The organism is Pseudomonas alvandae (assembly GCF_019141525.1).
Taxonomy (GTDB): domain Bacteria; phylum Pseudomonadota; class Gammaproteobacteria; order Pseudomonadales; family Pseudomonadaceae; genus Aquipseudomonas; species Aquipseudomonas alvandae.
Map to the genome: position 1 here is coordinate 3,116,027 of NZ_CP077080.1, position 24,364 is coordinate 3,140,390.

The 24,364-nt window shown below is 61.2% G+C and carries 18 protein-coding genes; 11 read left to right on the forward strand and 7 right to left on the reverse strand.

What is annotated here, in order from left to right; translation table 11 throughout:
• Positions 1–631: 631 nt before the first annotated feature.
• From KSS97_RS13935 to KSS97_RS13950, 4 genes are all read left to right on the forward strand, one after another.
• Complete coding sequence (locus tag KSS97_RS13935) at positions 632–2,116, forward strand: hypothetical protein (protein WP_198797301.1); 1,485 nt, start codon at positions 632–634, stop codon at positions 2,114–2,116.
• A gap of 75 nt (positions 2,117–2,191) precedes the next feature.
• Positions 2,192–3,589 (forward strand): aminotransferase-like domain-containing protein, encoded by a 1,398-nt coding sequence (locus KSS97_RS13940; protein WP_217861926.1) that lies wholly within the window; start codon positions 2,192–2,194, stop codon positions 3,587–3,589.
• 88 nt (positions 3,590–3,677) lie between these two features.
• Complete coding sequence (gene pgm / locus KSS97_RS13945) at positions 3,678–5,324, forward strand: phosphoglucomutase (alpha-D-glucose-1,6-bisphosphate-dependent) (protein WP_030138717.1); 1,647 nt, start codon at positions 3,678–3,680, stop codon at positions 5,322–5,324.
• A 223-nt stretch (positions 5,325–5,547) separates the two neighbouring features.
• A complete protein-coding gene (locus KSS97_RS13950) occupies positions 5,548–8,016 on the forward strand; it encodes a UvrD-helicase domain-containing protein (RefSeq protein WP_217861927.1) in 2,469 nt (822 codons plus the stop codon).
• 61 nt (positions 8,017–8,077) lie between these two features.
• Here KSS97_RS13950 and KSS97_RS13955 read toward each other — a convergent pair whose 3' ends face one another.
• Positions 8,078–8,356, reverse strand: coding sequence for a DUF1652 domain-containing protein (locus KSS97_RS13955; RefSeq protein ID WP_003201764.1), 279 nt, complete (start codon positions 8,354–8,356; stop codon positions 8,078–8,080).
• Positions 8,357–8,548: 192 nt separating this feature from the next.
• Positions 8,549–10,009: an MFS transporter gene (locus KSS97_RS13960; RefSeq protein ID WP_217861928.1), complete on the reverse strand. Its 1,461-nt coding sequence runs from the start codon at positions 10,007–10,009 to the stop codon at positions 8,549–8,551.
• Positions 10,010–10,143: 134 nt separating this feature from the next.
• On the opposite strand from KSS97_RS13960, the gene KSS97_RS13965 reads away from it, so the two are divergent.
• Together KSS97_RS13965 and KSS97_RS13970 are read left to right on the forward strand one after the other, a co-directional pair.
• Positions 10,144–11,049 carry a LysR family transcriptional regulator gene (locus tag KSS97_RS13965; RefSeq protein ID WP_217861929.1) on the forward strand — a complete coding sequence of 302 codons (906 nt, stop codon included), beginning with the start codon at positions 10,144–10,146 and terminating at the stop codon, positions 11,047–11,049.
• A gap of 14 nt (positions 11,050–11,063) precedes the next feature.
• Positions 11,064–11,456: a hypothetical protein gene (locus tag KSS97_RS13970; protein WP_198797304.1), complete on the forward strand. Its 393-nt coding sequence runs from the start codon at positions 11,064–11,066 to the stop codon at positions 11,454–11,456.
• A 40-nt stretch (positions 11,457–11,496) separates the two neighbouring features.
• On the opposite strand, the gene KSS97_RS13975 is transcribed toward KSS97_RS13970, so the two are convergent.
• The gene (locus tag KSS97_RS13975) at positions 11,497–11,721 is read right to left on the reverse strand and encodes a YgdI/YgdR family lipoprotein (RefSeq protein WP_030138722.1); all 225 of its coding nucleotides are present in this window, start codon (positions 11,719–11,721) and stop codon (positions 11,497–11,499) included.
• 221 nt (positions 11,722–11,942) lie between these two features.
• Here KSS97_RS13975 and KSS97_RS13980 point away from each other — a divergent pair, with 221 nt between their 5' ends.
• The 3 genes from KSS97_RS13980 (at position 11,943) to KSS97_RS13990 (ending at position 18,118) form a co-directional block, all read left to right on the forward strand.
• Positions 11,943–13,595: a VRR-NUC domain-containing protein gene (locus tag KSS97_RS13980; protein WP_217861930.1), complete on the forward strand. Its 1,653-nt coding sequence runs from the start codon at positions 11,943–11,945 to the stop codon at positions 13,593–13,595.
• Complete coding sequence (locus tag KSS97_RS13985; RefSeq protein ID WP_217861931.1) at positions 13,592–15,979, forward strand: ATP-dependent DNA helicase; 2,388 nt, start codon at positions 13,592–13,594, stop codon at positions 15,977–15,979. The genes KSS97_RS13980 and KSS97_RS13985 overlap by 4 nt, the downstream gene beginning before the upstream one ends.
• Before the next feature lie 204 nt (positions 15,980–16,183).
• Complete coding sequence (locus KSS97_RS13990) at positions 16,184–18,118, forward strand: hybrid sensor histidine kinase/response regulator (protein ID WP_217861932.1); 1,935 nt, start codon at positions 16,184–16,186, stop codon at positions 18,116–18,118.
• A 14-nt stretch (positions 18,119–18,132) separates the two neighbouring features.
• Here KSS97_RS13990 and KSS97_RS13995 read toward each other — a convergent pair whose 3' ends face one another.
• The 3 genes from KSS97_RS13995 to KSS97_RS14005 form a co-directional block, all read right to left on the reverse strand.
• Positions 18,133–18,363, reverse strand: coding sequence for a hypothetical protein (locus KSS97_RS13995; RefSeq protein WP_030138726.1), 231 nt, complete (start codon positions 18,361–18,363; stop codon positions 18,133–18,135).
• 70 nt (positions 18,364–18,433) lie between these two features.
• Entirely contained in the window at positions 18,434–19,783 is a 1,350-nt protein-coding gene (locus tag KSS97_RS14000) for an OprD family porin (protein WP_217861933.1), read from the reverse strand.
• 35 nt (positions 19,784–19,818) lie between these two features.
• Complete coding sequence (locus KSS97_RS14005; RefSeq protein ID WP_217861934.1) at positions 19,819–20,226, reverse strand: helix-turn-helix domain-containing protein; 408 nt, start codon at positions 20,224–20,226, stop codon at positions 19,819–19,821.
• A 268-nt stretch (positions 20,227–20,494) separates the two neighbouring features.
• Between KSS97_RS14005 and KSS97_RS14010 the strand changes: the two genes are divergently transcribed.
• Together KSS97_RS14010 and KSS97_RS14015 are read left to right on the forward strand one after the other, a co-directional pair.
• Positions 20,495–21,484, forward strand: a complete 990-nt coding sequence (locus tag KSS97_RS14010; RefSeq protein WP_217861935.1) for an MBL fold metallo-hydrolase — start codon at positions 20,495–20,497, stop codon at positions 21,482–21,484.
• A gap of 137 nt (positions 21,485–21,621) precedes the next feature.
• Positions 21,622–22,401, forward strand: a complete 780-nt coding sequence (locus KSS97_RS14015; RefSeq protein WP_217861936.1) for an EAL domain-containing protein — start codon at positions 21,622–21,624, stop codon at positions 22,399–22,401.
• Positions 22,402–22,511: 110 nt separating this feature from the next.
• On the opposite strand, the gene KSS97_RS14020 is transcribed toward KSS97_RS14015, so the two are convergent.
• On the reverse strand, positions 22,512–24,242 hold the full coding sequence (locus KSS97_RS14020; protein WP_217861937.1) for an amidase: 1,731 nt from the start codon (positions 24,240–24,242) through the stop codon (positions 22,512–22,514).
• Positions 24,243–24,364 lie beyond the last annotated feature (122 nt).

Consider the following 24,364-nt stretch of genomic DNA (forward strand, 5'->3'; position numbering starts at 1 on the left):
CGCGGTCTCCGGCCGAATCGGCCCTGTATTCTCTCTGTCATCGCGTCCGCTTGACGCCGAGCGTAGCTACGCCTGGACGCGCGATGTCGAGGCTGCTGCCCAATCGCCCAGGATCAACGACCCGCAAACCCAACTGAACTGGTTTTTGCCGTCAATCTGTATCTTCTAATCATTATTTAAGTCTTGATAATTGAGCGCTTGTTTCTATCAAGGAAGAAATCATGGTGCGATATAAATATCTAAAGTTCATTCCTGTTAGTGCATGGTCTGGCCGCATTTGCATGCTTTAAACCTATCTATCAACATTTGGAGGGCATGACCCGGCGCATGCGGAGTTGCGGCTAGGTTTGTTCTTTATTTTATGTATCCATTGTCTGTGGGACGCTGTAAGAAATTTCCTAGGACGCATTATGGAATGCGGCGATGCTCAATGAAATAAGGGGGAGCAAGGAGAGGTGTGTCAAGCAGGTAGGACGACTTTTACATGTGTGACAAATAATTACCAGAGGCAAGGTGTGAGCGGACTGCTAATACTGTTTGCAATAACAAAGTCTTTCATCCAGGCCAGCCCGCCCTGCAATCAAGTCGGTGCGGGTGTGGCGCCGATAATCGAATTTCCAGGTAGATGGCTATGAGTGCAATTCATGAGCAGGCAATGACCTACGTATACCAACAGATGTTGCAACGCTTGCTGGATTTCTATTCCCGCGCGGAACGCACCGCAATACAGCTTTTGGTTCAGCGTCTGATCGTGGCAGCTGGCGGCGCTGAGCGAGTTGGCGATTATCGAGTGCTGATGGTCCAGAATGGCAGTCGGGAAAGCTTTTACGTCCTGACGGCCTTGCGGGCGGCGCAGTTGACCATCGCGGGCCGGTATCCGGCGACGTTCGGCCTGCGCGTCGTGACTCCCCGTATGGGCGATATCTCACAAGCCACCCTGGAAAACATTCATCACTGCTACAGCGCGCTGTTCGTCTACGACGACCCTCGCGTGGAGCTGTTGATGGCCGACAACCGTGAAGTGACGTCCTTCAATCATCGGAAGCCGTTATCGACGGCAGCGCGAGATGCCAACCGTACGGACTTGTTGATGTTCGGCCATCTTCGCTCGCCTGATAGCCTCTTGGGCCTGGGGGATGAGGGCTACCTGGCGATGGCGGAGTTCTACAGGAACATGGCGCGCTGGGGAACGGGAGTGGATTCGTGGGTCAGCAGCGACACGCCACGGCAGCAGAAGCAGTTCATGGCCGGGCTTCAGCGTGCGTCCAGGAGGTTCGGCCTGGTCATTGAACCGGGCGGTGGTTTCGATGGCCTCTTTGCACAACTCGATGCCATGGGGGGCGAGCTTTTCCGACAGTTCTACGGCCAGGAAAACATCGAGCCATGGCGTCCCGAAGGGCGTTTCGAGGCGTGTCGACGGTTGGGGCGCGTCAGCATCGATGATCTGATCGTCGATCGGCTGGAAGAGAGCAGTTGGGCGTTGTTCGGCGAGTTCCTGGGAGTGCGACCCGATGGGCTCATCGCACCGACGCTGGATCATGAATACCTCAGCCCGTACCTGTCGGCTCATTTGTATGGCCTGCAAGCCTGTTACCTGCAAGGACGCAGCTATGAACATGGGTATGGTGACTACGTCCAGCGCACGATCATGCTCATGCATCGCAAGCAATTGCCCATGCATGTCTGCCAGCAGGTCCAGGAACTGTTCGGTTCGCCTTCGGTCATGCCTGAGCGCCGCGCCCAGGCCGCCGCCGAAGCACAGGAAACCCTGGGGCTTAGCGAAACGCAATTGGTGTGCATGTTGTATGCGCCCTTTATTGAAAACGGCGCGGGCCTGGAAAATTACCTGCGTTGTTGCCATCCCGACATGCTGTTCGCCCTGCCGGAGCTGCGCAACGCCATAGAGGGTGGGCCCGCCACTGAGGAGGCGAAGCAATGGTTGTACGAGATCAGCGGCCTGTCCGTCGCCTTGCTCAACAAGGTATACCAGTCCCCCATTGCTGTGTCGGAGCAGCCAATCGTGACTGTGTCCGCCCGCCGGTCTGTGCCTGAGGCGCCCGACTCGAGCGAGGACGAGCAAGGCGCCCATGAACTGTACGAACGCTGGGCGCGCTGAGGAAGGAGGCTTGAGGGATTTCGTTTTCAGCACCGAGGCAGGACCGGCAGTGGCACGTTTCATTGGGCTTGCCTCATGAAGGGAAGTCGTGAACCCGATTTTGCCTACCAGGCGGTCTACAGGTACCTGACAAACCTGATCAATGAACTGGGCGCTGATCCTCGGGTGCGCTTGCCGTCGTTGCGCCAATTGGCCGAGCGATTGAGCGTGTCCATATCCACCATCCAGTACGCCTATTCCTTGCTGGAAAAGGAAGGGCGAGTGTATTCGATCGCCAAATCCGGCTATTACGCACTGCCAGCGCCTTCTGCGACCGCCCTGGGCGACGGTGGCGACTTGCTCGAAACCTTTTACGTCAATGCCCGTCGGCCAGGCATGCTGATGCTGGGTGCTGATGAGCCGGCGTCATTGCAGTCGCTGGACAGTCCGCTCCTGTTGCTTGAGCGCGAGTTGTTGCGCCAGTACCCGCGTGCATCCCAGATGCCCTCGCAACCCTGGGGCGAGCAGGAGCTGCGCATGGCGCTGGCGGCTCGCTACACCTCTTCGCCCGCCCGATGCTGGAGCGCCGATGACGTCTATATAGGCGCTGACCTGCGCGGGGTGTTGGAAATCCTGATTGCCGTGCTGACGTTGAAAGGTGCGACTGTCCTGGTTGAGTCGCCCTGTGACTGGACTGTCTTGCGTTTGCTCCAGGCGGCCGACATCCAGGTTGTCGAGCTGCCCTTGATGGCGGACAGGGACGTTGATGTCGAACAACTGGAACAGTTGCTGGCGAGCGAAACGGTACGGCTGGTGGTGCTGTCTTCGGTCCTGAGCATGCCCATGGGCACGGTGAAAAGTGAAGCCAACCGTCGAGAGGTGGCGCGTCTGCTGGAGCAGTGCGGTACCTGGGTGCTGGAGAACGACAGTTACACCGATCTGGTATTCGAGCCAGGGAGCCCTCCGTTCCGGGATTTGGTCGATCCGGACAGGCTGATTGTCTACTCCACGTTTGAAAAGACCATTGGTCCCGAGGCGCCCTATGGTTATGTGCTGTCGCGGCAACTGACACTGGTGTTGCAACGGCAATTCCTTTTGCGTGCGTTTCGTCTGTCGCCGATCCGCCAGAAAGCGATCGCGCGCTTGTATGGCAACGGTCGGATCGACCAGCACCTGCTGGTGCTGCGGCGCCTGCTGCGGGAAAACGCTGCTTCGACAATACAATTGATGCGTGATCGGCTGGGCGACTGCCTGCAATGGGTCGAGCCCGAAGGTGGCGCAACGGTGTGGGCTCGATCATCGCGACAGGCAGATATGCGTGGGGTATTCCAGCGATTGCTTGGCAGGCGCATTGTCATCGCCCCGGGGGAGTTGTTCAGCATTCAGGGCCTCTACAGCCAGCATTTGCGCCTGACTCACGCATTCCAGGGAGCGGATGATCCGGACGCCGCGTTCTATGCGTTGGCCGAAGCATTGAGGCATGAGCAATCATGATCGCAGGGTTATGGATCGAACCCGTCGCGTCATGGTCGAACTGTCAGTAAACTGCACCCATTCGAGCCACTCCATTCCGAGGTTTTGCATGACAGTCAGTCCATTTGCGGGCAAGCCGGCACCGGCAGAGTTGTTGATCGATATCCCGCGACTGGTGACGGCCTATTACACCGGCCGGCCCGATGCCTCGGTTGCGACCCAGCGCGTGGCTTTCGGTACTTCAGGGCATCGAGGCAGTTCCTTCGAGTTGGGCTTCAACGAGTGGCACGTGCTCGCCATCAGCCAGGCAATCTGCCTGTACCGTGAAGCCCATGGCATCAACGGGCCATTGTTCGTGGGTATCGACACCCATGCACTCTCCACGCCTGCCGGCGCCAGCGCATTGGAAGTGCTGGCCGCCAATGGCGTGACCGTGATGATCGCCGAAGGTGACGAGTACACCCCCACGCCAGCGGTTTCCCATGCCATCCTGTGCTACAACCGCGGCCGCACCACTGGCCTGGCCGACGGCATCGTCATCACGCCGTCCCATAATCCACCGCAGAGCGGCGGCTACAAGTACAACCCCACCAATGGTGGCCCGGCAGATACCCATATCACCAAGTGGATCGAAGCCAAGGCCAACGAGTTGCTGGCCAACCAATTGGCGGGTGTCAAGCGCATCAGCTACGAGCAGGCGCTCAAGGCCGAGACCACCCACCGCCACGACTTCCTCAATACCTACGTCGCCGACCTGGTCAATGTCATTGATTTCGATGCCATCCGCGAAGCCGGCTTGCGCCTGGGCGTAGATCCATTGGGCGGAGCAGGGGTGCGCTATTGGCCTGCGATCGCCGAGCACTATCGCCTGGATCTGGAAGTGGTCAATACACAAGTGGATTCGACGTTCCGCTTCATGACCGTCGACTGGGACGGGCAGATCCGCATGGACCCGTCGTCCAGCCACGCCATGCAAGGGTTGATCGGCCTGAAAGAACGTTTCGACGTGGCCTTTGCCTGCGACCCGGATCACGACCGTCACGGCATCGTGACGCCAAGCGGCGGCCTGTTGGCGCCGAACAATTACCTAGCGGTGTCCATCGATTACTTGTTCCAGAATCGTCCCCAGTGGCGGGCTGACGCCGCAGTCGGCAAGACGGTGGTCAGTAGCGGCCTGATCGATCGGGTTGCCAAGCGCCTTGGCCGACGCCTGTATGAGGTGCCGGTGGGCTTCAAATGGTTCGCTGATGGGCTGTTCGATGGCTCCCTTGGCTTCGGCGGCGAAGAAAGTGCCGGGGCTTCGTTCCTGCGCAAGGACGGCGGGGTGTGGAGTACCGACAAGGACGGCCTGATCCCGGCATTGTTGGCTGCTGAGATGACGGCTCGCACCGGTCGTGATCCAAGCCAGGCCTACCGCGCCCTGACGGATGAATTGGGTGAACCGTTCTCGGTGCGTGTCGATGCCAAGGCGAGTCCTCAACAGAAGGCGCTGCTGAGCAAGCTATCGCCGGATCAGGTCCAGTCCACCGAATTGGCGGGCGAGACAATCCAGAGCATCCTCAGCCATGCGCCAGGCAATGAGCAGGCTATCGGCGGATTGAAAGTCATGACCGAGAATGGCTGGTTTGCGGCGCGTCCGTCCGGTACCGAGGATATTTACAAAATCTACGCCGAAAGCTTCATTAGCGACGATCACCTGAAACAATTGGTGGTTGAAGCCCAGGCATTGGTGGACGGTGCCATTTCCGGGCAGTAACTGAGCGTCGTATCGCGAGCAAAGCCCGCTCCCACGCAGCAATGCATATCCTTGTGGGAGCGGGCTTGCTCGCGAACGCATCTCCACGAAGCGCCGCGATACCAACCTGCCATACTACTTTCACTTCATCGCCTAAATCCCTGAGATAAAAGCTTTTGGCTGGAAACCGGTAGCAAATCCAGACACCATAGTCGCCATGGTTCTGAACACCGGAGTCCCCAGCGTGTCGCTACACAATCCCGATCTTCCCCCTGATCTCCTGCCCTTGGCCCAGATGTCCTGGTTCAAACGCCTGGCTGCGCGTTTTTTCGGTCATGGCCTGACGCGCCTGCGCGCCCAACACCGCGCATCGTGGCTGCACGGGCAGGCCGACGGATTTCGCAGCGGTCATACCGCCGGTTTTGACTATGGCTACAAGGAAGGCAGGGCCGAGGGGCTCGAAGCGGGGCGTCAGGTCCTGTTGATCCGCGACTCCCGTGGTACCGAGCACCCGGCCCCGCAAGTCGATGACCTGCTGTTTGACGATTGGCGATTGCCGCTGACCACCGAGCTGAAGAAACGCATCAAGGCGGATGTGGCGCGACTGCTACCGGCCCATGCGCAGCCCAGCAGCGGCCAATGGAAGATGATTTTCAGCGACACGCCGGCCACTTCGGTGGTGGCGGGCGCAGGTGCGGGCAAGTCAACGACCCTGGTGCTGCGTATTGTGTTGCTGTCGCAATACCTGGGGTTCGAACTGGATTCAATGACCGTGGTGACGTTCACCCGGGAATCGCGAAAGGACTTTGTCCAGAAACTCATCGAAACGTTTGCCCTGTGGGGGCGCGCGGTCAGCCAGAAGGAAGCCCGGGATCTGGTGCGCACCTTCCACTCGCGTATCTTGCCCATGGTCCGCAGCCTGCCGGGATTCGAGCGGCTCCAGGCCTTCGAGACCTTGAGCCACCGCGCCGGAGCGGATGAGGATGACGCCCAGGGCAACCCGTTCGACTTGCGCATCAACGATGCCCAGCGCCAGCAGCTCAATGCCTGTTATTACAACCTCTATCAGCGTGACGAGCGTTTCCGCGAGTTGATCCAGCCGCTTTCCCGTCATGCCCTGCAGCTCAAGGAGCTGGAGCGCGACCACCCGGATGTGCAGAAGCGTGTGGCCGTGACGGAATTGGCCGCCCAGCGCGATGAAGCACTCTGCGACGCAATCGAAGACCTGTGGTTCCGGGCGGGGGCTTGGCCGATTAAAGGTATTGAACCGAAACGCCAGGTATTTGAAATCAACGGGGCGAGATTTCATTGCCATGGCTACATCAAATCCCTTGATACCTGGGTGATGCTGGGATTCGATCCACGGGAGAACCCGCAGCTCAGCCGTCCCGGTGCCAAGCTGAGTGTGCGTGCGGAATGGGCCGTAAAGCGCACCTTGTTTCAAGCTTTCTGTCGTAAGCCACTGATTTGGATTGATAAGTATGAAGACTCAAAACGCCTGTTGTCCGCCGTGGCTGGGGATGTCAGTGCGGGTCCCGGGTTCGACTACAAGGTCAAGGGCGAGCTGACGTCGGCCCCTTTGCTGGACTGTTTTGTCGCAGCGGCGGGGTTTATCGAAAATCTTGGCCTGGATGTACCTGAAGCCGTGGGCAGGATGTGTTTCTCAAGCAATGACCCGGATCGTTATTTCTTCGAGGCGTTGAGTCGTTTCTGGCGTGCGTTCGAAGATCATCTGCTGGATCAATCGCCTCCGGTCATGACCTATAACCGGATGTTTGCGTTGTTCAGCGAACACTCCCCGGAAAACTTCAAGCTGCTTGATGACGCCCTGTTGAGGCCGTTGTCGCATTTGATGATCGACGAATTCCAGGACGTTTCGCCCCAGATCGTGTCTTGGCTGAGGGCGAGCCTGCGTGAAGTGCGCAGGCGTGGCGCTGCCCTGCATACCGGGCGCGGCGCCCAGCGTTCTTCCTTGTTGTGCGTGGGTGATGACTGGCAGTCGATCTATGGCTGGCGCGGCAGCTCGCCGAGTTTTTTCATGGATTTCAACAAGCAGTTCCCGTCACCGGCCCACACTCGGGTGATGCTCACCGACAACTACCGCAGTCACCAGCACATCATTGACGCGGCTGAGCACATCGTACGCGGAGCGGCAGCCGTCCCCGGCAAGAAAGGCAAGGCCAGCGGCACGCCTCGTTCGCCAAGCCCGGTGACGGTGTTGGACAGGGACGATGAAGGTTTGGCGCGGCGGCTCGATGAACACTACCGCAACGGCGATTCAATCTTGATGCTGTATCGAAAAAGTAGCGATAAGCTACTGATAGATAAGCATATTGATTCGATAGTTAATGTGGATTCTAGCTTGCCTTATCCGCAACGCCGCCTCAGGCAAATGACTTATCACAGCGCCAAGGGGCTTCAGGCAGATGCGGTATTCCTGCTGGGGGATTGCCAGCACCTGACCAGCTCACCCTACAAGAATCAGGTCTACCGGATGGCCGGGTTGGGACAGGACGGTGACGCCGAACCCTATGATGCTGCGCAAAAGGATGAAATCCTGCGCCTGGCGTATGTAGGCATCACCCGGGCGGTTCAGCATTGCTATTGGTACGTCGACGGCCAGGATAGCCAGGCCGCCAATGCACCCAAGGCGTCGGACCGGATCGGGGTAGGCAAGCCGTTTTTCAACGATCGTCGCCGTGCTCGCGGCTGACGCGCTGGCGACCGTTCGGTGATCCACAAAAAAGCCCACATGAAAATGTGGGCTTTTTTTGTCAGGAGGCAAATCGTCGCAAGCCAACCGGCGGCACAAAGGCTTCAAGCTCGGCTTCCACCGCTTCGATGATTCGCTCCACGTCGGGGGCATTCATCACTGTCGCGCAGGGGATGCCGGCGATTGCGATCATGGTTTCGCCGCTGGCACGGTCAAACAGCCGGGCGACCATACTGCCTGGCGCGTCCATGCTGGCCTCGAAACCCATGGGATGGAAATGCCAGCGCATCAACTGGCAGGCGTTGGGGAACGTAACCTTGCTGAAAGATCCTTTATTCATCTGTAGCCCGCCTTCTTCATCAAGCGCTTCCGTTTGCTCATGTCAGGAAGGAAGAGCCCTCATGGCTCTACCAGTGAGAACTAAAAATAGCACCTGAAAATGAACGCCACGTGGATTTTTTCAGTCCGTTTGGCGATTGGTTCATTTTATTTGATCTGCATCATGACCTAAGTACAAATGCTCAGAGTGCCATCATGGTCGTCCCACAGTGTCCTGAAAAGCCGCCAATGGCTCTGGCTCGCGGTATTTGAAGGCGATGAAGCCTGCCAGCACCACCAGGGAAAGGGCGACGATGAAGGTGACGTGCAGCCCGTCGGCAACAGCCTCGGGAGTGGCGGAGGGAGTACCGTTGGTCGGCAACATGGCCGCGAAGACCGCGCCCAGCATCGCTGCGCCACTGAAGAAGCCGAGGTTGCGCGACAAATTGAGCAATCCGGCAATCACGCCGCGTTGGTTGGCGGGGATCTCGGCCATGACCGCCGCATTGTTTGCTGTCTGGAACATCGCGTAGCCCAAGGTCGTTACCATGATCGCCGTGACGTAACCGGCGATGCCAAGCGTCGGCGGAACCAGCGACAGCAGCAGGCAACCGCTCGCCATGGTCGCCAGCCCCAGGAGCCGCATGGGACGCACCCCGAACCGATCGGCGAGGCGCCCGGCAGGCATGCCGGTGAGGGCGGCGACGCATGGCCCGACGGCCAGTACCAAGCCGACAATGGCCGACGGGAGCCCCAGCGCGATCGACAAGTAGAATGGCCCCACGAGCAAGGTCGCCATCATGACCGTTGCCACCAGCGCGCTCGTCGCCAGGCCCGATACCAGCAAGCGATCGCTGAACATCGTCAGCGGGATCAGCGGCGATGGGCGCCGATGCTGCGTCCGGACGAACAATCCACCGCTCAGAATGGCCGCCGCCAGCAAGCTGACATTCAGCCCACCGAAATGCCCGCCACCCAAGGTCATGGCCAAGGCGTAGGCGCCAAGGGCCGTCGCGAGCAAAAGCGTGCCCGTGACGTCGAAACGCACCTTCTCGACATTGGCGGCTTGCCCGGCGGGCAGGGACCGCCAGGCCAGCAGCAAGGTCAGCAGTCCGAGCGGTACGTTGACCAGGAACAACGCCTGCCAGCCAAACCCGGTCATCAATACGCCGCCCAGGGAAGGGCCCAGTGCGGTGCCTACCGCGGACAGCGTGGCGAGCAATCCCATGGCACTGCCCGCCCTGGTCTTATCGATCGTTTCGCCGACCAGGGCCAACGTCAGCGTCATCATGATGGCAGCCCCCAGCCCCTGCAGTACCCGGGCGGCGATCAACAGCCCCAGCGACGACGCGAGGCCGCACAAGGCTGACGCGAGCGTAAACAGTGCGATGCCCGCCAGTAACAGCTTGCGTCGGCCAATCAAGTCGCCCAGGCGTCCGAGACTGACGATCAGCGTGGTGATCGCCAGGAGATAGGCCAGCACTACCCACTGAACGTGCTGGAACGAGGCGTCAAACGCTTGGGCCAACACAGGCAGTCCAACGGCGGTGACGCTGGCCCCCAGCGACGCCAATAACGTTGACAGCGCCAGGCTGGCCAAGGCCCGGCGCGCGGGAGCAAGCGGTTGAGGGCCGCTCGCGGGTGACAGGCTTGGTTTCATATTGGCTGGTTTCATCATGTTTCCTCGCAATCCGGTTCGCCTATAAAGCGCTGCGAGAACGGTACGCGGTGGCATAACATGGCGGAAGACGCACGAGTTGCATGTTATAGCTGCATGAAACGCTATCCATCCTATCCAAGGGCCCGATGATGTCCGCTACCGATCTCAACTTGCTTGTCACGCTGGACGCGCTCTTGTCTGAAGGCAGTGTGGCCGGTGCCGCCCGGCGGCTGCAGCTCAGTCCTTCGGCCATGAGTCGGGCCTTGGCGCGGTTGCGCCAGGCCATCGATGATCCGTTGCTGGTGCGGGCGGGGCGCGGATTGGTTCCGACCCCGCGAGCGATCGAGTTGCGCGAGCAAGTCAGCCAATTGGTGCAGGGCGCTCAGGCCGCGCTACGTCCGGTGCAGGCCACGGACCTGCGGAGGGTGAATCGAACCTTCACGTTGCGCACCCGGCAAGGCTTCGTGGAAAACTTCGCGATCGAGCTGATCGAGCGGATTGCCCGGCAGGCCCCGGGAATAAGGCTGCGGTTTGTCGAAAAGACCGACAGGGACAGCACGGCGCTGCGCGAGGGCAACGTGGATCTGGAGACCGCCGTTGTAGACGAAGACACCAGTCCGGAGCTGCTGACGCAAGGGTTGTTCGGTGACCGTATCGTTGGCGTCGTGCGAGCAGGACATCCGCTGAGCAGGATCGATGTAAGTGACGCTGATTATGCGGCGGGCGAGCACATTGGCATTTCCCTGCGTGGCTTGGAGCACGGCTCCATCGACCAGGCCCTTGGCGCCTTGGGTTTGTCCCGAAACCTCATCACCACCGTGCCGGGCTTTTCCACCGCGCTGGGGCTGGCGCGGTCCAGTGACATGATCGCCAGCGTGCCGGAACGCTACAGCACCCGTTTGCGCCTTGGCATGCACACGTTCGCATTGCCGTTCGTGCTCCCCGGGTTTACGGTAGCCATGCTCTGGCATCCGCGCATGGACGCCGACCCTGTACACCGCTGGATAAGGAGCTGCCTGCGAGAAGTGTGCGCGGGCACGATCGAACCGTTGTGAAAGGAGATGTGCAGGTGACTAAAAAAAACACGATCGCAGCACTGATAGGCTTGCTGGCTTGCGCCAGCGCGATGGCGGAACTACCGGATCAGTCCATTCTCAGCCGCTACGGCATTGCCTCGGATCAATTGCCGGCCGGACAGGTTGATAAATCCGTTGAGACGCCTTCCGGAAAGTCATATTTCAAGGTGCCCCCAGTAGGATCATGGGGCGCAGTGATCCCGAGCGATGCAATGAAGCCGCCCATGACCGGAAATATAAGCATCGACCAATCAGCCCAGCAGGACCATGAGCGCTGCCGGCGCACGCAGAACCAGGCACTGCGTCGAAACGGCGGCTGGGGAGGATGGGCAGGATGCCCGAGCATGAGTATCGAGCCGGAGATCAGTACCGGTTTTACCCGGTGAACCCCAGGCCAGCCCTCTCGTCGAGAGGGTGCGGATTCCATCAGTCTCCCTTGCGTATGGTGGCCACTTCGTCGGCGCGGACCCGGACTTTCTTGCCCGAAATGTCTTCGAACTCGTAGAAGCCATCGGCGGTGCGGGTATTGGGCGTGTCCTCGGTCAAATACTGGGTACCGTTCTGCAGCGTCACCACGGTGGGTGTCGCACAGCCGGCCAAAGCCAGGAACGCCATGGCAGCCAGGGGCAGGCCCAGAAACCTGATGTTCATAATCCGTAACCTCTTGATCAGAAGGATGCGGCCCGTCTGATTCGACCGGGCCATCACTGAGTTAACCGCCATTTGTCCCGCTTGCCGTAGGAAAGTTCATCGCCGCTTGAGGGATTTCACCTTTAATAGTAGGAGACCGCTCATCTTTTGCAGTTGCCTGTGCCCTCGGTAGCTGATATCTGTACGCATAACCAGTATCCAGCTTTTGTGGCCCCGCTCCCGTGACAGCCAACCCCCTCGACGATCCCTTCTATTACCTGAACAACTTCCAACGCGTACTCGCCTGGCTGAGCCAGCGTTACGGGGATGTGCTCAGCGTTGAAGAACAGCAATTCATCGATGCTTTCGCGGCCCTGCCGCGTTCGTCCCAAGGCCTGTTGGTGCGGTTGGTGATGCGTAAGGGCCTGCATTTTCGCCACAGCAAGCTTCACTACGCGGAGATCGGCGAGATCAGCGCCGCCGTAGCGCCGTTGTTGGCGCTGGGTTGGGTCGAGGAGCACGCCAATCTGAGCCTGGTCGAGCTGTTCGATGTGCTGCTCAAGCCGGAAATCCTCCTGTGCCTGGGGCACTTGATCGAGCAGCCCAAGGCAAGAAAGACCGAGTGGTTGCTGGCCCTGGCCGATTGCTTCAGCGAACCCCAGCCATTTCGCGACTGGTGCCCACAGCTTGAAGAACGGCTGTTCAGTATCACGGTCATGGACCTGTGCGATCGCCTGCGACTGATGTTTTTTGGCAACCTCTACCAGGACTGGTCGGAGTTCGTGCTGGCGGACCTGGGCATCTTTACCTATGAAACCGTCGAGTTCAGCGCTGAATCCCGGGGGTTGCGCAGCCGCGAGGACATCGATGCCTGCCTGTTCCTGCATGAATGCCAGCAACGCTTCGAAACCGGCGAACCGCTGGAAACGATCGCCGATCACGTCAGCGCGTTGGTCTTGGACAATCCTTGGCTGGAGCGACGCCGAGGCAAATTGCTGTTCCAGATGGGCCAGCATGGCGAGCGCATCGGCGATTTTGCCTTGGCGTTGTGTATTTATCGCGACTGCACTTATCCCGGCGCGCGGCTGCGGATGATTCGTGTGCTGGAGCGCATTGGCGAATACACGCTGGCCCTCGAATTGGCCGAGACGGCGGTGCAATCGCCGCAAAGCGCGGCGGAGTGCCAGGCCTTGCTGCGGATCGTGCCCCGGCTGCGGCGCAAGCTGGGTGGCCCGCCGGTACCGCGAGCCGTCGCCCGGGAAGTGGAACGGCTGGATCTGCATTTGCCTCGCGTCGATCCCATGTTGTCGGTGGAGTATTGCGTCCAGGCCCACCTGCATGAAGAAGCCGCTCCGGTGCATTACGTCGAGAATAGCCTGGTCAACTCGCTGTTCGGCCTGCTGTGCTGGCCGGCGATTTTCGCGCCGCTGCCGGGGGCTTTTTTCCATCCGTTCCAGCGCGGGCCGGTGGACCTGCTCAACGAAGATTTCCATGAGCGCCGCGCCGAGCTGTTCGCGGTGTGCTTCGCCGAGTTGGATGACGGTCGCTACCGGGACACCATCCGCCGTCGTTACGTGCAAAAGTGGGGCGTACAGTCACCGTTCGTATTCTGGGGCTCGCTGTCCGAGGCGCTGCTGGATCAGGCCCTCGACTGCCTGCCGGCGGAACACCTCAAGCACTGGTTCAACCGCCTGTTGCTGGACATCAAGGCCAACCGCGCCGGCATGCCCGATCTGATCCAGTTCTGGCCGCAGCACAAGACCTATCGCATGATCGAAGTCAAAGGGCCCGGCGATCGCCTGCAGGACAACCAACTGCGCTGGCTGGAGTTTTGCCATGAGCACCGGATGCCCGTCGCCGTCTGTTACGTGCAATGGGCGGAGCAGGGTGCATGACCGAGGTGCCGAGCTACAGCATTGCCGTGCGGGCGTTGTGTGAATTCACCGCCAAGGTCGGCGACCTGGATTTGCGCTTCACGCCGTCTCCCACCGCGCTGGAGGGGATTGTCGGCCACCGCACCGTGGCCTCGCGGCGCAGCGAGGGTTATCAGGCCGAGGTGAGCCTCGAAGGCATCTACCACACCTTGCGGGTCAAGGGCCGGGCAGACGGCTACGATCCTGGGCGTAATTGCCTCGAAGAGGTCAAGACCTACCGGGGCGACCTGGGCAAGCAACCGGACAACCATCGCCAGTTGCATTGGGCCCAGGCGAAGATCTACGGCTGGCTGATGTGCCAGAAATTGCAGTTGTCACAGATTGACGTCGCATTGGTGTATTTCGACATCGTCAGTGAAAAGGAAACCTGCCTGACCCACAGCTTCGAAGCATCGCAGCTCCAGGTATTCTTCGAGCAGCAGTGCGCCCTGTTCCTGGCCTGGGCCGAACAGGAATTGCACCATCGCCAGGCGCGCAACCGCGGCGCCCAGGCTCTGGCCTTTCCCCATGCCGGCTTCAGGCCCGGGCAACGGCACTTGGCCGAGTCGGTGTTCAAGGCCGTCAGTACCGGTCGTTGCCTGATGGCCCAGGCGCCGACCGGGATCGGCAAGACCGTTGGCACGCTGTTCCCGATGCTCAAGGCTTTGGCGCCCCAGCGACTGGACAAGGTGTTCTTTCTCACGGCGAAAACCCCAGGACGCAAATTGGCCCTGGACGCGGCCCGGCTGATTACGGACAGCGCCCCGGCCATGCCGTTGCGGGTATTGGAAATGATCGCCCGGGACAAGGCCTGCGAGCATCCGGACAAAGCCTGCCATGGCGAATCGTGCCCGTTGGCCCGTGGTTTTTATGATCGCCTGCCACAGGCCCGTGCGGCGGCGAGCCAGGTAACGCTGCTTGATCAGGCGGCCTTGCGCGACATTGCGTTGGATCACGACATCTGCCCGTACTACCTGAGCCAGGAAATGGCCCGTTGGGCCGACGTGGTGGTGGCTGACTACAACTATTACTTCGACTTCAGTGCCTTGTTATTCGGCCTCGCCCAGGCCAATGGCTGGACCGTCGCCACCTTGGTGGACGAAGCCCACAACCTGGTGGAGCGCGGACGGCAGATGTACAGCGCGACCCTCGACCAGGCGGCGTTGACGGCATTGTTGAAGACCGCTCCCGAGCCGCTGAAGAAAGCCCTGCAAAAGGTCAATCGCCAGTGGAACGCCCTTCATGCGCCACAGGTTGCCGCTTACCAGGCCTATGAAAAACCGCCGGACAAATTGCTCCAGGCATTGGGAGCCTGCACGATCGCTATCGGTGATTACCTCAACGACCATCCGCAGGGCTTGGATAGCGGCCTGCAAGCCTTCTATTTCGACGCCTTGCAGTTCGGCCGGGTCGCCGAGTCGTTCGATGAGCACTTCCTGTTCGACATCCACAAGCGCGAATCCGCGCGCCAACGCAGCTTCTCCGCGCTGTGCCTGCGCAACGTGGTGCCGGCTGGTTTCCTGCGGCCCCGGTTCACCGCGTCGCGCAGCAGTGTGCTGTTTTCCGCGACCCTGAGCCCCCGACGCTACTACGCCGACATGTTGGGTACGCCAGCGGACACGGTGTGGATCGATGTCGAATCGCCGTTCCAGGCCGAACAGCTGGATGTCCAGGTGATCAGCCGGATTTCCACCCGGTTTGCCCATCGCCAGGCCTCCCTCGAACCGATCGTCACGTTGATGGCCCGCCAGTTTGACGAGCGTCCCGGTAATTACCTGGCGTTCTTCAGCAGCTTCGATTACCTGCAGCAGGTGGCGGGATTGTTTGCCGAGCGATTCCCGCACATTGCCACCTGGAGCCAATCGCGTGGCATGGGGGAAGCGCCCCGGCAAGCGTTTGTCGACCGGTTCATGGAGCACAGCCAGGGCATCGGCTTTGCGGTGCTGGGCGGTGCGTTCGGCGAAGGGATCGACCTGCCGGGCTCGCGCCTCATCGGCGCATTCATCGCGACCCTGGGGCTGGCGCAGTTCAACCCGGTCAACGAACAGATCAAGCAGCGCATGGCGGCCATTTTTGGCGATGGCTACGATTACACCTACTTGTATCCCGGCCTGCAGAAAGTCGTGCAGGCGGCTGGCCGCGTCATTCGCACCCAGCAGGATCGCGGGGTGGTGATGCTGATCGATGACCGGTTCGCAGAGACCAAGGTGCAGCGTTTGCTGCCGCTGTGGTGGTCAGTCAGGCCAGAACAACGCCCCCCAACCTGCGAGCTTGCTCGCGAAAGCGGTGGGTCAGCTGCAGTGATGTTGGATGTGCGGACGCCTTCGCGAGCAAGCTCGCTCCCACAGGTTTTGCGGTACACATGAATTTTGTGCCTGCTGAAGATCCATTGTGGGAGCGAGCTTGCTCGCGAAAGCAGAGGGTCAGTTTGCAGTGATGTTGAATGTGCTGACGCCTTCGCGAGCAGGCTCGCTCCCACAAGGATCGTATAGCCACACATAAATCAGGTTTTTCCTGACGCGACACTTGTTCCATACTCCACGCAAATTCCCTCGGATGCCTCGGCCGACATGCTTGAGAACGACCCCAAGACCCCTCGCATCAACGAAGAACAGCGCTTTCGCCTGTTGATCGACGCGGTGGTCGACTATGCCATCTACATGACCGATCCGTCGGGCATCATCACCAGTTGGAACTCCGGCGCCCGGCGCTTCAAGGGCTACGAAGAGTCGGAAATCCTGGGGCAGCATTTTTCGCGCTTCTACACCGAGCAGGACCGTGCCGACGGCCTTCCGCAACGCGCCCTGGACACGGCCGTGCGCGAAGGGCGCTTCGAAGGCGAAGGCTGGCGCGTGCGCAAGGACGGCACATTGTTCTGGTCCCATGTGGTGATCGATCCGATCATCGACAGCCAGAGCGGCACATTGCTCGGCTTCGCCAAGATCACCCGCGACCTGACCGATCGCAAGATGGCCGAGGAAACCCTCAAGCAAAGCGAACAACAGTTTCGTCTGCTGGTGCAGAGCGTCACCGACTATGCCATCTACATGCTTGACCCTGACGGCCGCGTGACCAACTGGAACCAAGGCGCGCAGCGCATCAAGGGATATCTGCCGGCCCAGGCCATCGGCCAGCATTTCTCGATGTTCTATACCCCCGAGGACCGCGAAGCGGGTGAGCCGCAGCGCGCCCTGAGTGTCGCCGCCACCGTGGGGCGTTTCGAAAAGAGGGGGTGGCGGGTGCGTAAGGATGGCACGCGGTTCATGGCCCATGTGGTCATCGATGCGATCCGCAGCGACACCGGCACCTTGCTCGGATTTGCCAAGATCACCCGCGATATCACCGACGCCACGAAGGCCCAAGAGGCACTGGAGCAAGCCCGCGAGGCCCTGTTCCAATCGCAGAAACTACAGGCCATCGGACAACTCACCGGGGGCATTGCCCATGACTTCAATAACCTGTTGACGGTGATCCTCGGCAACCTGGAAATCGTCCGCAAGCGCATGCCCAACGAGCCGAAGCTCGCCCAGTTGCTGGACAACGCCACCCAGGGCGCGCTGCGGGGTGTTTCGCTGACCCAGCGCATGCTGGCCTTTGCCCGCCGGCAGAAACTGACCTCCGAGCCGGTGGAATTGGTCGCGCTGGTGCAGGGCATCAGTGGCTTGCTGCAAAGCTCACTGGGGCCGTCGATCCATATCCAGGCCCAATTTGCCGAGGCCTTGTCGCCGGTGCTGGCCGACGTCAACCAGTTGGAACTGGCGATCCTCAACCTGGCGACAAACGCCCGGGACGCCATGCCGCAAGGCGGTCGAATACTGATCCAGGCGCAGGAACGGTTGGGAGAGGAGGTCGGAGCACCGGACAGGCCGCTGGCGCCTGGACGCTATGTCTGCCTGGCGATCACCGACGAAGGCGAGGGGATGGATGAGGCGACACTGGCCTTGGCCGTCGATCCGTTTTTCACCACCAAGGGCGTCGGCAAGGGCACCGGCCTGGGGCTGTCCATGGTCCACGGCCTGGCCGAGCAGTTGGGCGGTCGGCTGCTGCTCAAGAGCGAAAAAGGCGTCGGTACCACCGCTGAGCTGTGGCTGCCGGTGGCTGGCGACGCGGTAGCGGACAAACCACCGATCATCGAAACCGCGGCCCCGCCGGTCAATGGGCTGAAGGTGTTGGTCGTGGATGATGACAGCCTGGTCCTGACCAGTACCCGGTTGCTCATTGAAGACCTCGGCCACCAAGTTCTCTGCGCGTCATCGGGCGCCCAGGCGTTGGAGCTGTACGAGCGCAACCAGGATTTCGACCTGGTGATTACGGACATGGCCATGCCACAGATGGACGGGGCGCAACTGGCGAAGTTGCTGCGCGACCGTCAGCCGACCCTGCCGATCATCCTGGCTACCGGGTACGCCGAACGACTGGAGGGCTTCGCCACGCAACTGCCACGGTTGATCAAGCCGTTCAAGCAAATTGATCTGGTGCAGGTCATTGGGCAGACGATGAAATAAGTGTCCATCAGCGGCTACTGGGTGTTTTTCCTGAACCCGCGCAAGTTCATCGCGCACAGGCAGAACTGCAGGACGATCAATGCGTAGGCGTTTGTGTGCAGGCCCCAGATGACCCAGAGGATGTTGCTGACGATAAAACAACTGAACCCCGCCACTCGTCGACGGGGCTGGCGCGAGCCGATCAGCCAGGCGGCCAGCACCGTGACGGCCATCGCTGGCCATTGAACCCATCCCAGATAATCCACGCTTTTTTCCTCTTGCCTTTGATGCTCTACAGACCTTGGCGATGGCGTGAAATGCGTTTTTTTTGCGCTTTCAGAACGGTCCCAGTTTGAGCGGGTATTGAATGACGATGTACACCCTGTCGATGTCATCGCCGGCCTGGGCGCTGTTGGCGCGGTGGGTGACGTGGGAGAGCTGCAGCGACAGGTCCTTGGCCGGGCCTGACGGCACGATGTAGCGCAGATCGAGGTCGCGTTCCCAATGGCGACCGCCGTCGCCCTGTTGCGGGCTGAAGGTTGCGGAGTCGCTGTCGAACGGATTGTAGGCGCCGCCTTGGGGGGAATGGCTGCCATCGATACCGCTTCCCCTCACGTAGCGGGCCATGAAATTCAGGCCGGGGATGCCTAAGGCGCCCAGATCGAAGTCGTAGCGCGCTTGCCAGGAACGCTCGCCCGGGCCGTTGAAATCGGCATACTTGATCGAGTTGGCGAGGTAGATGGAGTCGCCACCGACGAAATCGAAAGGCGTGTCGCCGTGGACTTTCTGATAGGCCAGGGTGAACGCCTGGGCGTCGAGCCGGTATTTGCCGGAGAGGCTGAAAGCGGTGTTGTCGATGCTGCCTGCACTGGCCTGACCATGGTCGCGGGTGTAATACAGGTTGCCGTCCAGGAACAGGTCGCCAACCGTCGAATGCAGGTTGCCGTAGTACTGGCGCCAGGTGTCGCTCAGTTCCGAGGCATAGAGCGCGCCGCCCACCGTGCGGCCGCTGAACAGATCGGCGCCGATGAAGTCGATGCTGGCGTGGCGGGTGGTTGCCCCGTAGCCGGAAAAATCGCCCCTGGCGGTGGACGCGTCCTGATTCTTGAACGCATTGAAATGGCCGGCCTGCAAATCGACCTCATCGAATTCCCGACTGGTGAGCAGCGCGCCGCTGGCGTATTCCGGTTGCAGGCGTTTGTCCGCTGTATCGAATACCGGTGTCGCCACGGTCATTTCACCGAGTGCCAGGGTGGTGCGCGATACCTTGAGTTTCAGCGCGCCGCCCGCACTGGAATATTCATCCTCGCTGCGACCGTCATCGTCCAGCGGCAACAACCCGGTGCCGGCATGGCCCTTGCCACCGTCCAGCTTCAAACCCAGGAAACCATGGGCGTCGACGCCTACGCCGACGGTGCCCGGCGTGAAGCCCGACTCGAATGTGGCGATGAATCCCTGGGCCCATTCCTGCTTGTAGTTCTTGCCCGACGGGCTCGGGGAGCGGTAGTCGTTATTGAGGTAGAAGTTACGGCTGAGGACCTCCAGCGATGCCCCGTCCAGGAATCCCGACGCGGTTTGTGCGGCCATCGCCGGGGCATGCCCGGCGAGCAAGGCGAGGAGCAGGAGCGGCTTCGAAGCGGTTGTCGTTTGCCTGGCTGCGCAGGTGTTTTTTGAGGCGGGCGGCATGCGTGCTTTCCGTGTGAAAGAATTGAAGAGTCGGACTAGGCGGGCTGCGCGCGTAGCACCCGCGACCGCCAGGCAAACGGACTGATGCCTTCGCTGTCGGTGAAGATGTGGCAGAAATGCGCCTGGTCGCAAAAGCCGCATTCCTGACTGATTTGCGTCAGGGTCAGGTCGGTGGTTTGCATCAGGTGCTTGGCCCGGATGATGCGCTGGGCACGGATCCAGGCTTGTGGGGACTGGCCGGTGGTGCGCTTGAACGCTCGGGAAAAATGGCTGCGGGACAGGGCGCAGGCCTCGGCCAGCCGGGCGATTTCCAAGGTGTCGCTCAGGCCGTCCAGGATCATCGCCTTGACCCGCTTTTCTCGCCAGGGCGAGAGACCGCCCTTGGTGGTCCGGCGTGCGGGACTGATGGGGGCGCTGTCGGCGACGAGCGATGCATGGGCCATGAGATGAATTCCGTGTCCACGGGAGACGTGCAGGCGTACCGCACGATCGGGTATGCGCCTCCCGCTTCAAAAAAGTCTGAACGAAGAGGCATTCTTGGTGAGGTCGCGTAGGCGTGCGAGTTAAACGTTGTTAATTGCGTTTCACCTCGGCGTCGTCGGGCCGCAAGTCAGCACATGGCTGCAATTTCCCAGGGGCAGGCGCGTGCATGATCGGCACCGTCTGGCTGCCGGAAGGGTGGCCGTTTGCTGACTTGCTCAAGGTGAAATGATGAAACGATCTCTGGTGCGCACATTACGCGGGGCAGGCCTGGCATTGGCATTGGCATCCGCCGTCGCCATGGCCCAGGCGCCACTCCAGGGCACCCAGGTGCCCGGCTACTACCGGTTGGCGGTGGGCGATTACGAAGTGACGGCGCTGTTCGACGGCTATAACGATCTGTCGCCCAAGCTGCTCCAGGGGATGACCCAGGATCAGGTCCGTGCGTTGCTGGCCCGCCGCTCGATTGAAACGCCCGGCGTACAGACCGCGTTCAATGCGTTCCTGGTCAATACCGGCAAGCAACTGATCCTGGTGGACACTGGCGCCGGCCAATGCATCGGCGCCACCGCGGGCATGCTCTCGGCCAACATGCGTGCCGCTGGCTATCGCCCGGAGCAGGTCGACGCCATCCTGCTGACCCATTTGCACCTGGACCACGTCTGTGGCCTGGTGGATGACAAGCAACAACCGATATTCGCCAACGCTACGGTCTACACGGCTAAGGCCGAAGCCGACTACTGGCTCGATCCACAAGCGCTGGCCAAGGCGCCCGCCGGTGCCCGCGAGTTCTTCAAGATCGCCCAGGATTCCACCGCGCCCTACGTCGCGGCCGGTCGCTTCAAGACGTTTGCCAATGGTCAGGCACCGGTGCCTGGCGTCGATGTCCAGCTCGAGGCCGGGCATACCCCGGGCAGTACCACTTATCGCTTCACGTCCAATGGCCAGAGCATCCTGTTCATGGGGGACCTGGTGCATAACCTGGCGGTGCAGTTCGAACACCCCGAGGTGTCGATTCGTTTCGACGTCGACAATCAGCAGGCGATCAAGAGCCGCGCCAAGGTGTTCAAGGACGCGGCGACCAGCAAGACCTGGGTCGCGGCGGCGCACCTGCCGTTTCCGGGCGTGGGCCACATCACCGCGGTGGACAAGCATTTCCAATGGGTGCCCGTCGAATACGGGCCTTACCAGCGGGCAGCGAAGGTGCCGATGATCGAATAAGCATTTGATTTGCGACAGCGGTCACACGATCAACGGGCCTGACGGCACTCCAGAAAGCGGGGCCCGTGCCGACTCAAAGGGTATTGCCTATAGTTTCTGCTTCACAGGGACGCCCGCTGCCGCGACGGAACATGATCATGACCCCACCTTCATCCTCTCCAACCTTCCGGTCCCTTGGTTGCGCTGAATGCCGCGACCATGAGGCGCTGGGGTTCGATTTCACCATGGCATTCCAGCCCATCTTCAATGTCCGCACGCGGTCCGCGTTTGCCTATGAGGCGTTGGTCCGGGGCGTGAACGGCGAATCGGCAGCCCATATCCTCGGGCTTGTGAACGACAGCAACCGTTACCGATTCGACCAGGCTTGCCGTGTGAAAGCGATCGAAGAGGCCGCGCGGCTGGGGATCCTGGACATTCCCGATTGCCTGCTCAGCATCAATTTCCTGCCCAACGCCGTGTATCGGGCCGAGACCTGCATACGGGCGACGTTGGAGGCAGCGCGTCAAAGCAATTTCCCGTCGAACCGGCTCATGTTCGAAGTCACGGAAGGCGAACGGGTCGATGATCCCGACCATCTCAAATCGATTTTCCAGGAGTACGAACGCCAGGGTTTTACCACCGCCATCGACGATTTCGGTTCCGGCTACTCCGGGCTGAACCTGCTGGCACTGTTCCAACCCCAAGTGCTGAAGATCGACATGGCGTTGACCCGAGGCATCGACCAGGACCCGGTCAAACAGGCCATCGTCGATGGGATCCTCCTGGTCGCCAATCGGTTGGGGATTACCGTCATCGCCGAGGGCGTCGAGACGCCGGAAGAAAGCGCCGCGCTGCTGGCGCTGGGCATCGAGCTGATGCAGGGGTTTCTGTATGCGCGGCCAGAGATCGGTCGGCTGGCGGTGGGGCGGTTCGAATAAGCGTGCGTTCGTCCCCGTAGGAGCTGCCGAGCGAAGCGAGGCTGCGATCTTTGGATCAAAAGATCGTCCGAACGCGGCCCGAGGCTTCGCCAGCTCCTACAGGGTATGTTTCAAGGTCGGGATTGTGCTGACGGTGCTGGCGACAACGGCGGCGTCCGCGGCGGAGTCATCCGTTTCGATCCCAGCGACTCGAAGGCCGAAGCCAGTTGCAACAGTTTCGAGTCGTCATAGGCCCGGCCGGCGAACGTCAAGCCGACGGGCATGCCGATGTCCGCCATGACGCCCATCGGCACGGTGACGGTGGGCACGCCCAGGTGGCGGATGGCGAGGTTGCCATTGGCGACCCAGACCCCGTTGCTCCAGGCGATGTCGGCGGACGCTGGGTTGACGTCCGCATCCGCTGGCCCGACATCCGCCACGGTGGGGAAGATCACCGCATCCAGGCCCAGCCGTGCCATCCAATCCTCCAGATCAATCCGGCGGGTTTCTTCGAGGCCGCGCAAGCCCTCGGGCAGGGTGGGGATCTGGTCCCACGGCGTGATGCCGCGCTGGGCCATCTTCACGTACTCGTCCATGCCGGCGGCCAGGTCGTCCTCGCGGTTGGGCAGGGTACCGGGGTCGTGGGGGAAGATCAGCGGTCCGTCGACGTCCGCCAGGCGATTGAGTTTCGGATCGCCGTTGGCCCGCAGGAAGTCATCGAACGCCCAGGCCGACAGGTCCCACAACTCATGGTGCAGGAATTCCTTGGACACCAAGCCACGGGTGAATACGGTCGGCGCGCCGGGACGGTCGCCCTCGCAGTTGGACACCAGCGGGAAATCCACCTCGATCACTTCGCCGCCTCGGGCCTCCAGGGCCTTGCGTGCGGCTTCCCACAGGGCAATCACCGAGGGGCGCGTGATGATGCGCTGCCCCGTCGGGCCACCGATGCCAGGTTTCTCAGCGGTGCCCGCCTCGGGATCGGCGTTGATGTACATGCGCGGAACGCCCAGGCGCACGCCCGCCAGCGTTTCCGGTTTGGCGGCAAGGCTTGGATAGGAGGCGGGACGAACCGAATCGACGGGAGGAATCGGCACCCAGGGTTGCAGGCGCCACAGGTCGCCTCGGGTCTCAGGGTCGTTTGCCACCACCACGTCCAGCACTTCGAGCAGGTCGGCCATGGTCCTGGCGTAGGGCACGACGACGTCCATGGTCGGTGTCAGTGGCCAGTTGCCACGCACCGAGATCACCCCGCGCGACGGCGTATAGGCACACAAGCCATTGTTCGAGGCCGGGCCGCGTCCGCTGGACCAGGTTTCTTCAGCCAGGCCGAAGGCGGCGAAGCTGGCGGCGGTGGCGGTGCCCGCACCGTTCGAAGAGCCCGAGGCGAAAGGCGCCGTGAGGTAGGCGGCGTTGTACGGGCTTTCGGCGCGGCCATACACGCCGCGCTGCATGCCGCCGTTCGCCATCGGTGGCATGTTGGTCTTGCCCAGGCAGATGGCCCCGGCGGCGCGCAGCCGCTCGATGGTGAAGGCGTCGCGATAGGCGATCAGGTCCTTGAAGGCCGGGCTGCCGGAGGCGGCGGTCAGGCCCTTCACCAGATAACTGTCCTTGGCCGTGTAGGGAATGCCGTCGAGTGGACCCAAGGTCTGGCCCGCGGCGCGACGGGCATCGGAGGCCTTGGCTTCTTCCAGTGCAGCGGGGTTGCGAACCACCACGGCGTTGAGCGCGGTGGGCGTTTCGGGGCCGTCGTAGGCATCGATCCTGGCCAGGTAGGCGTGGACCAATTCGACCGCCGTGGTCTGGCCGGATTCGAGCGCTGCCCGGAGCTGGGCGATGGAGACTTCGGTGATTTCAATCATGCTGTGACCGCTGCGGCTGGTGAATGACGTGAGGCGAGGCTCGGTTCGAACGGAGTTCTGTTGGCGTCACGTCTTTCGAAATGGGTTCTGACATCGGGTGGAGACTGTACTACGAGCGTGAC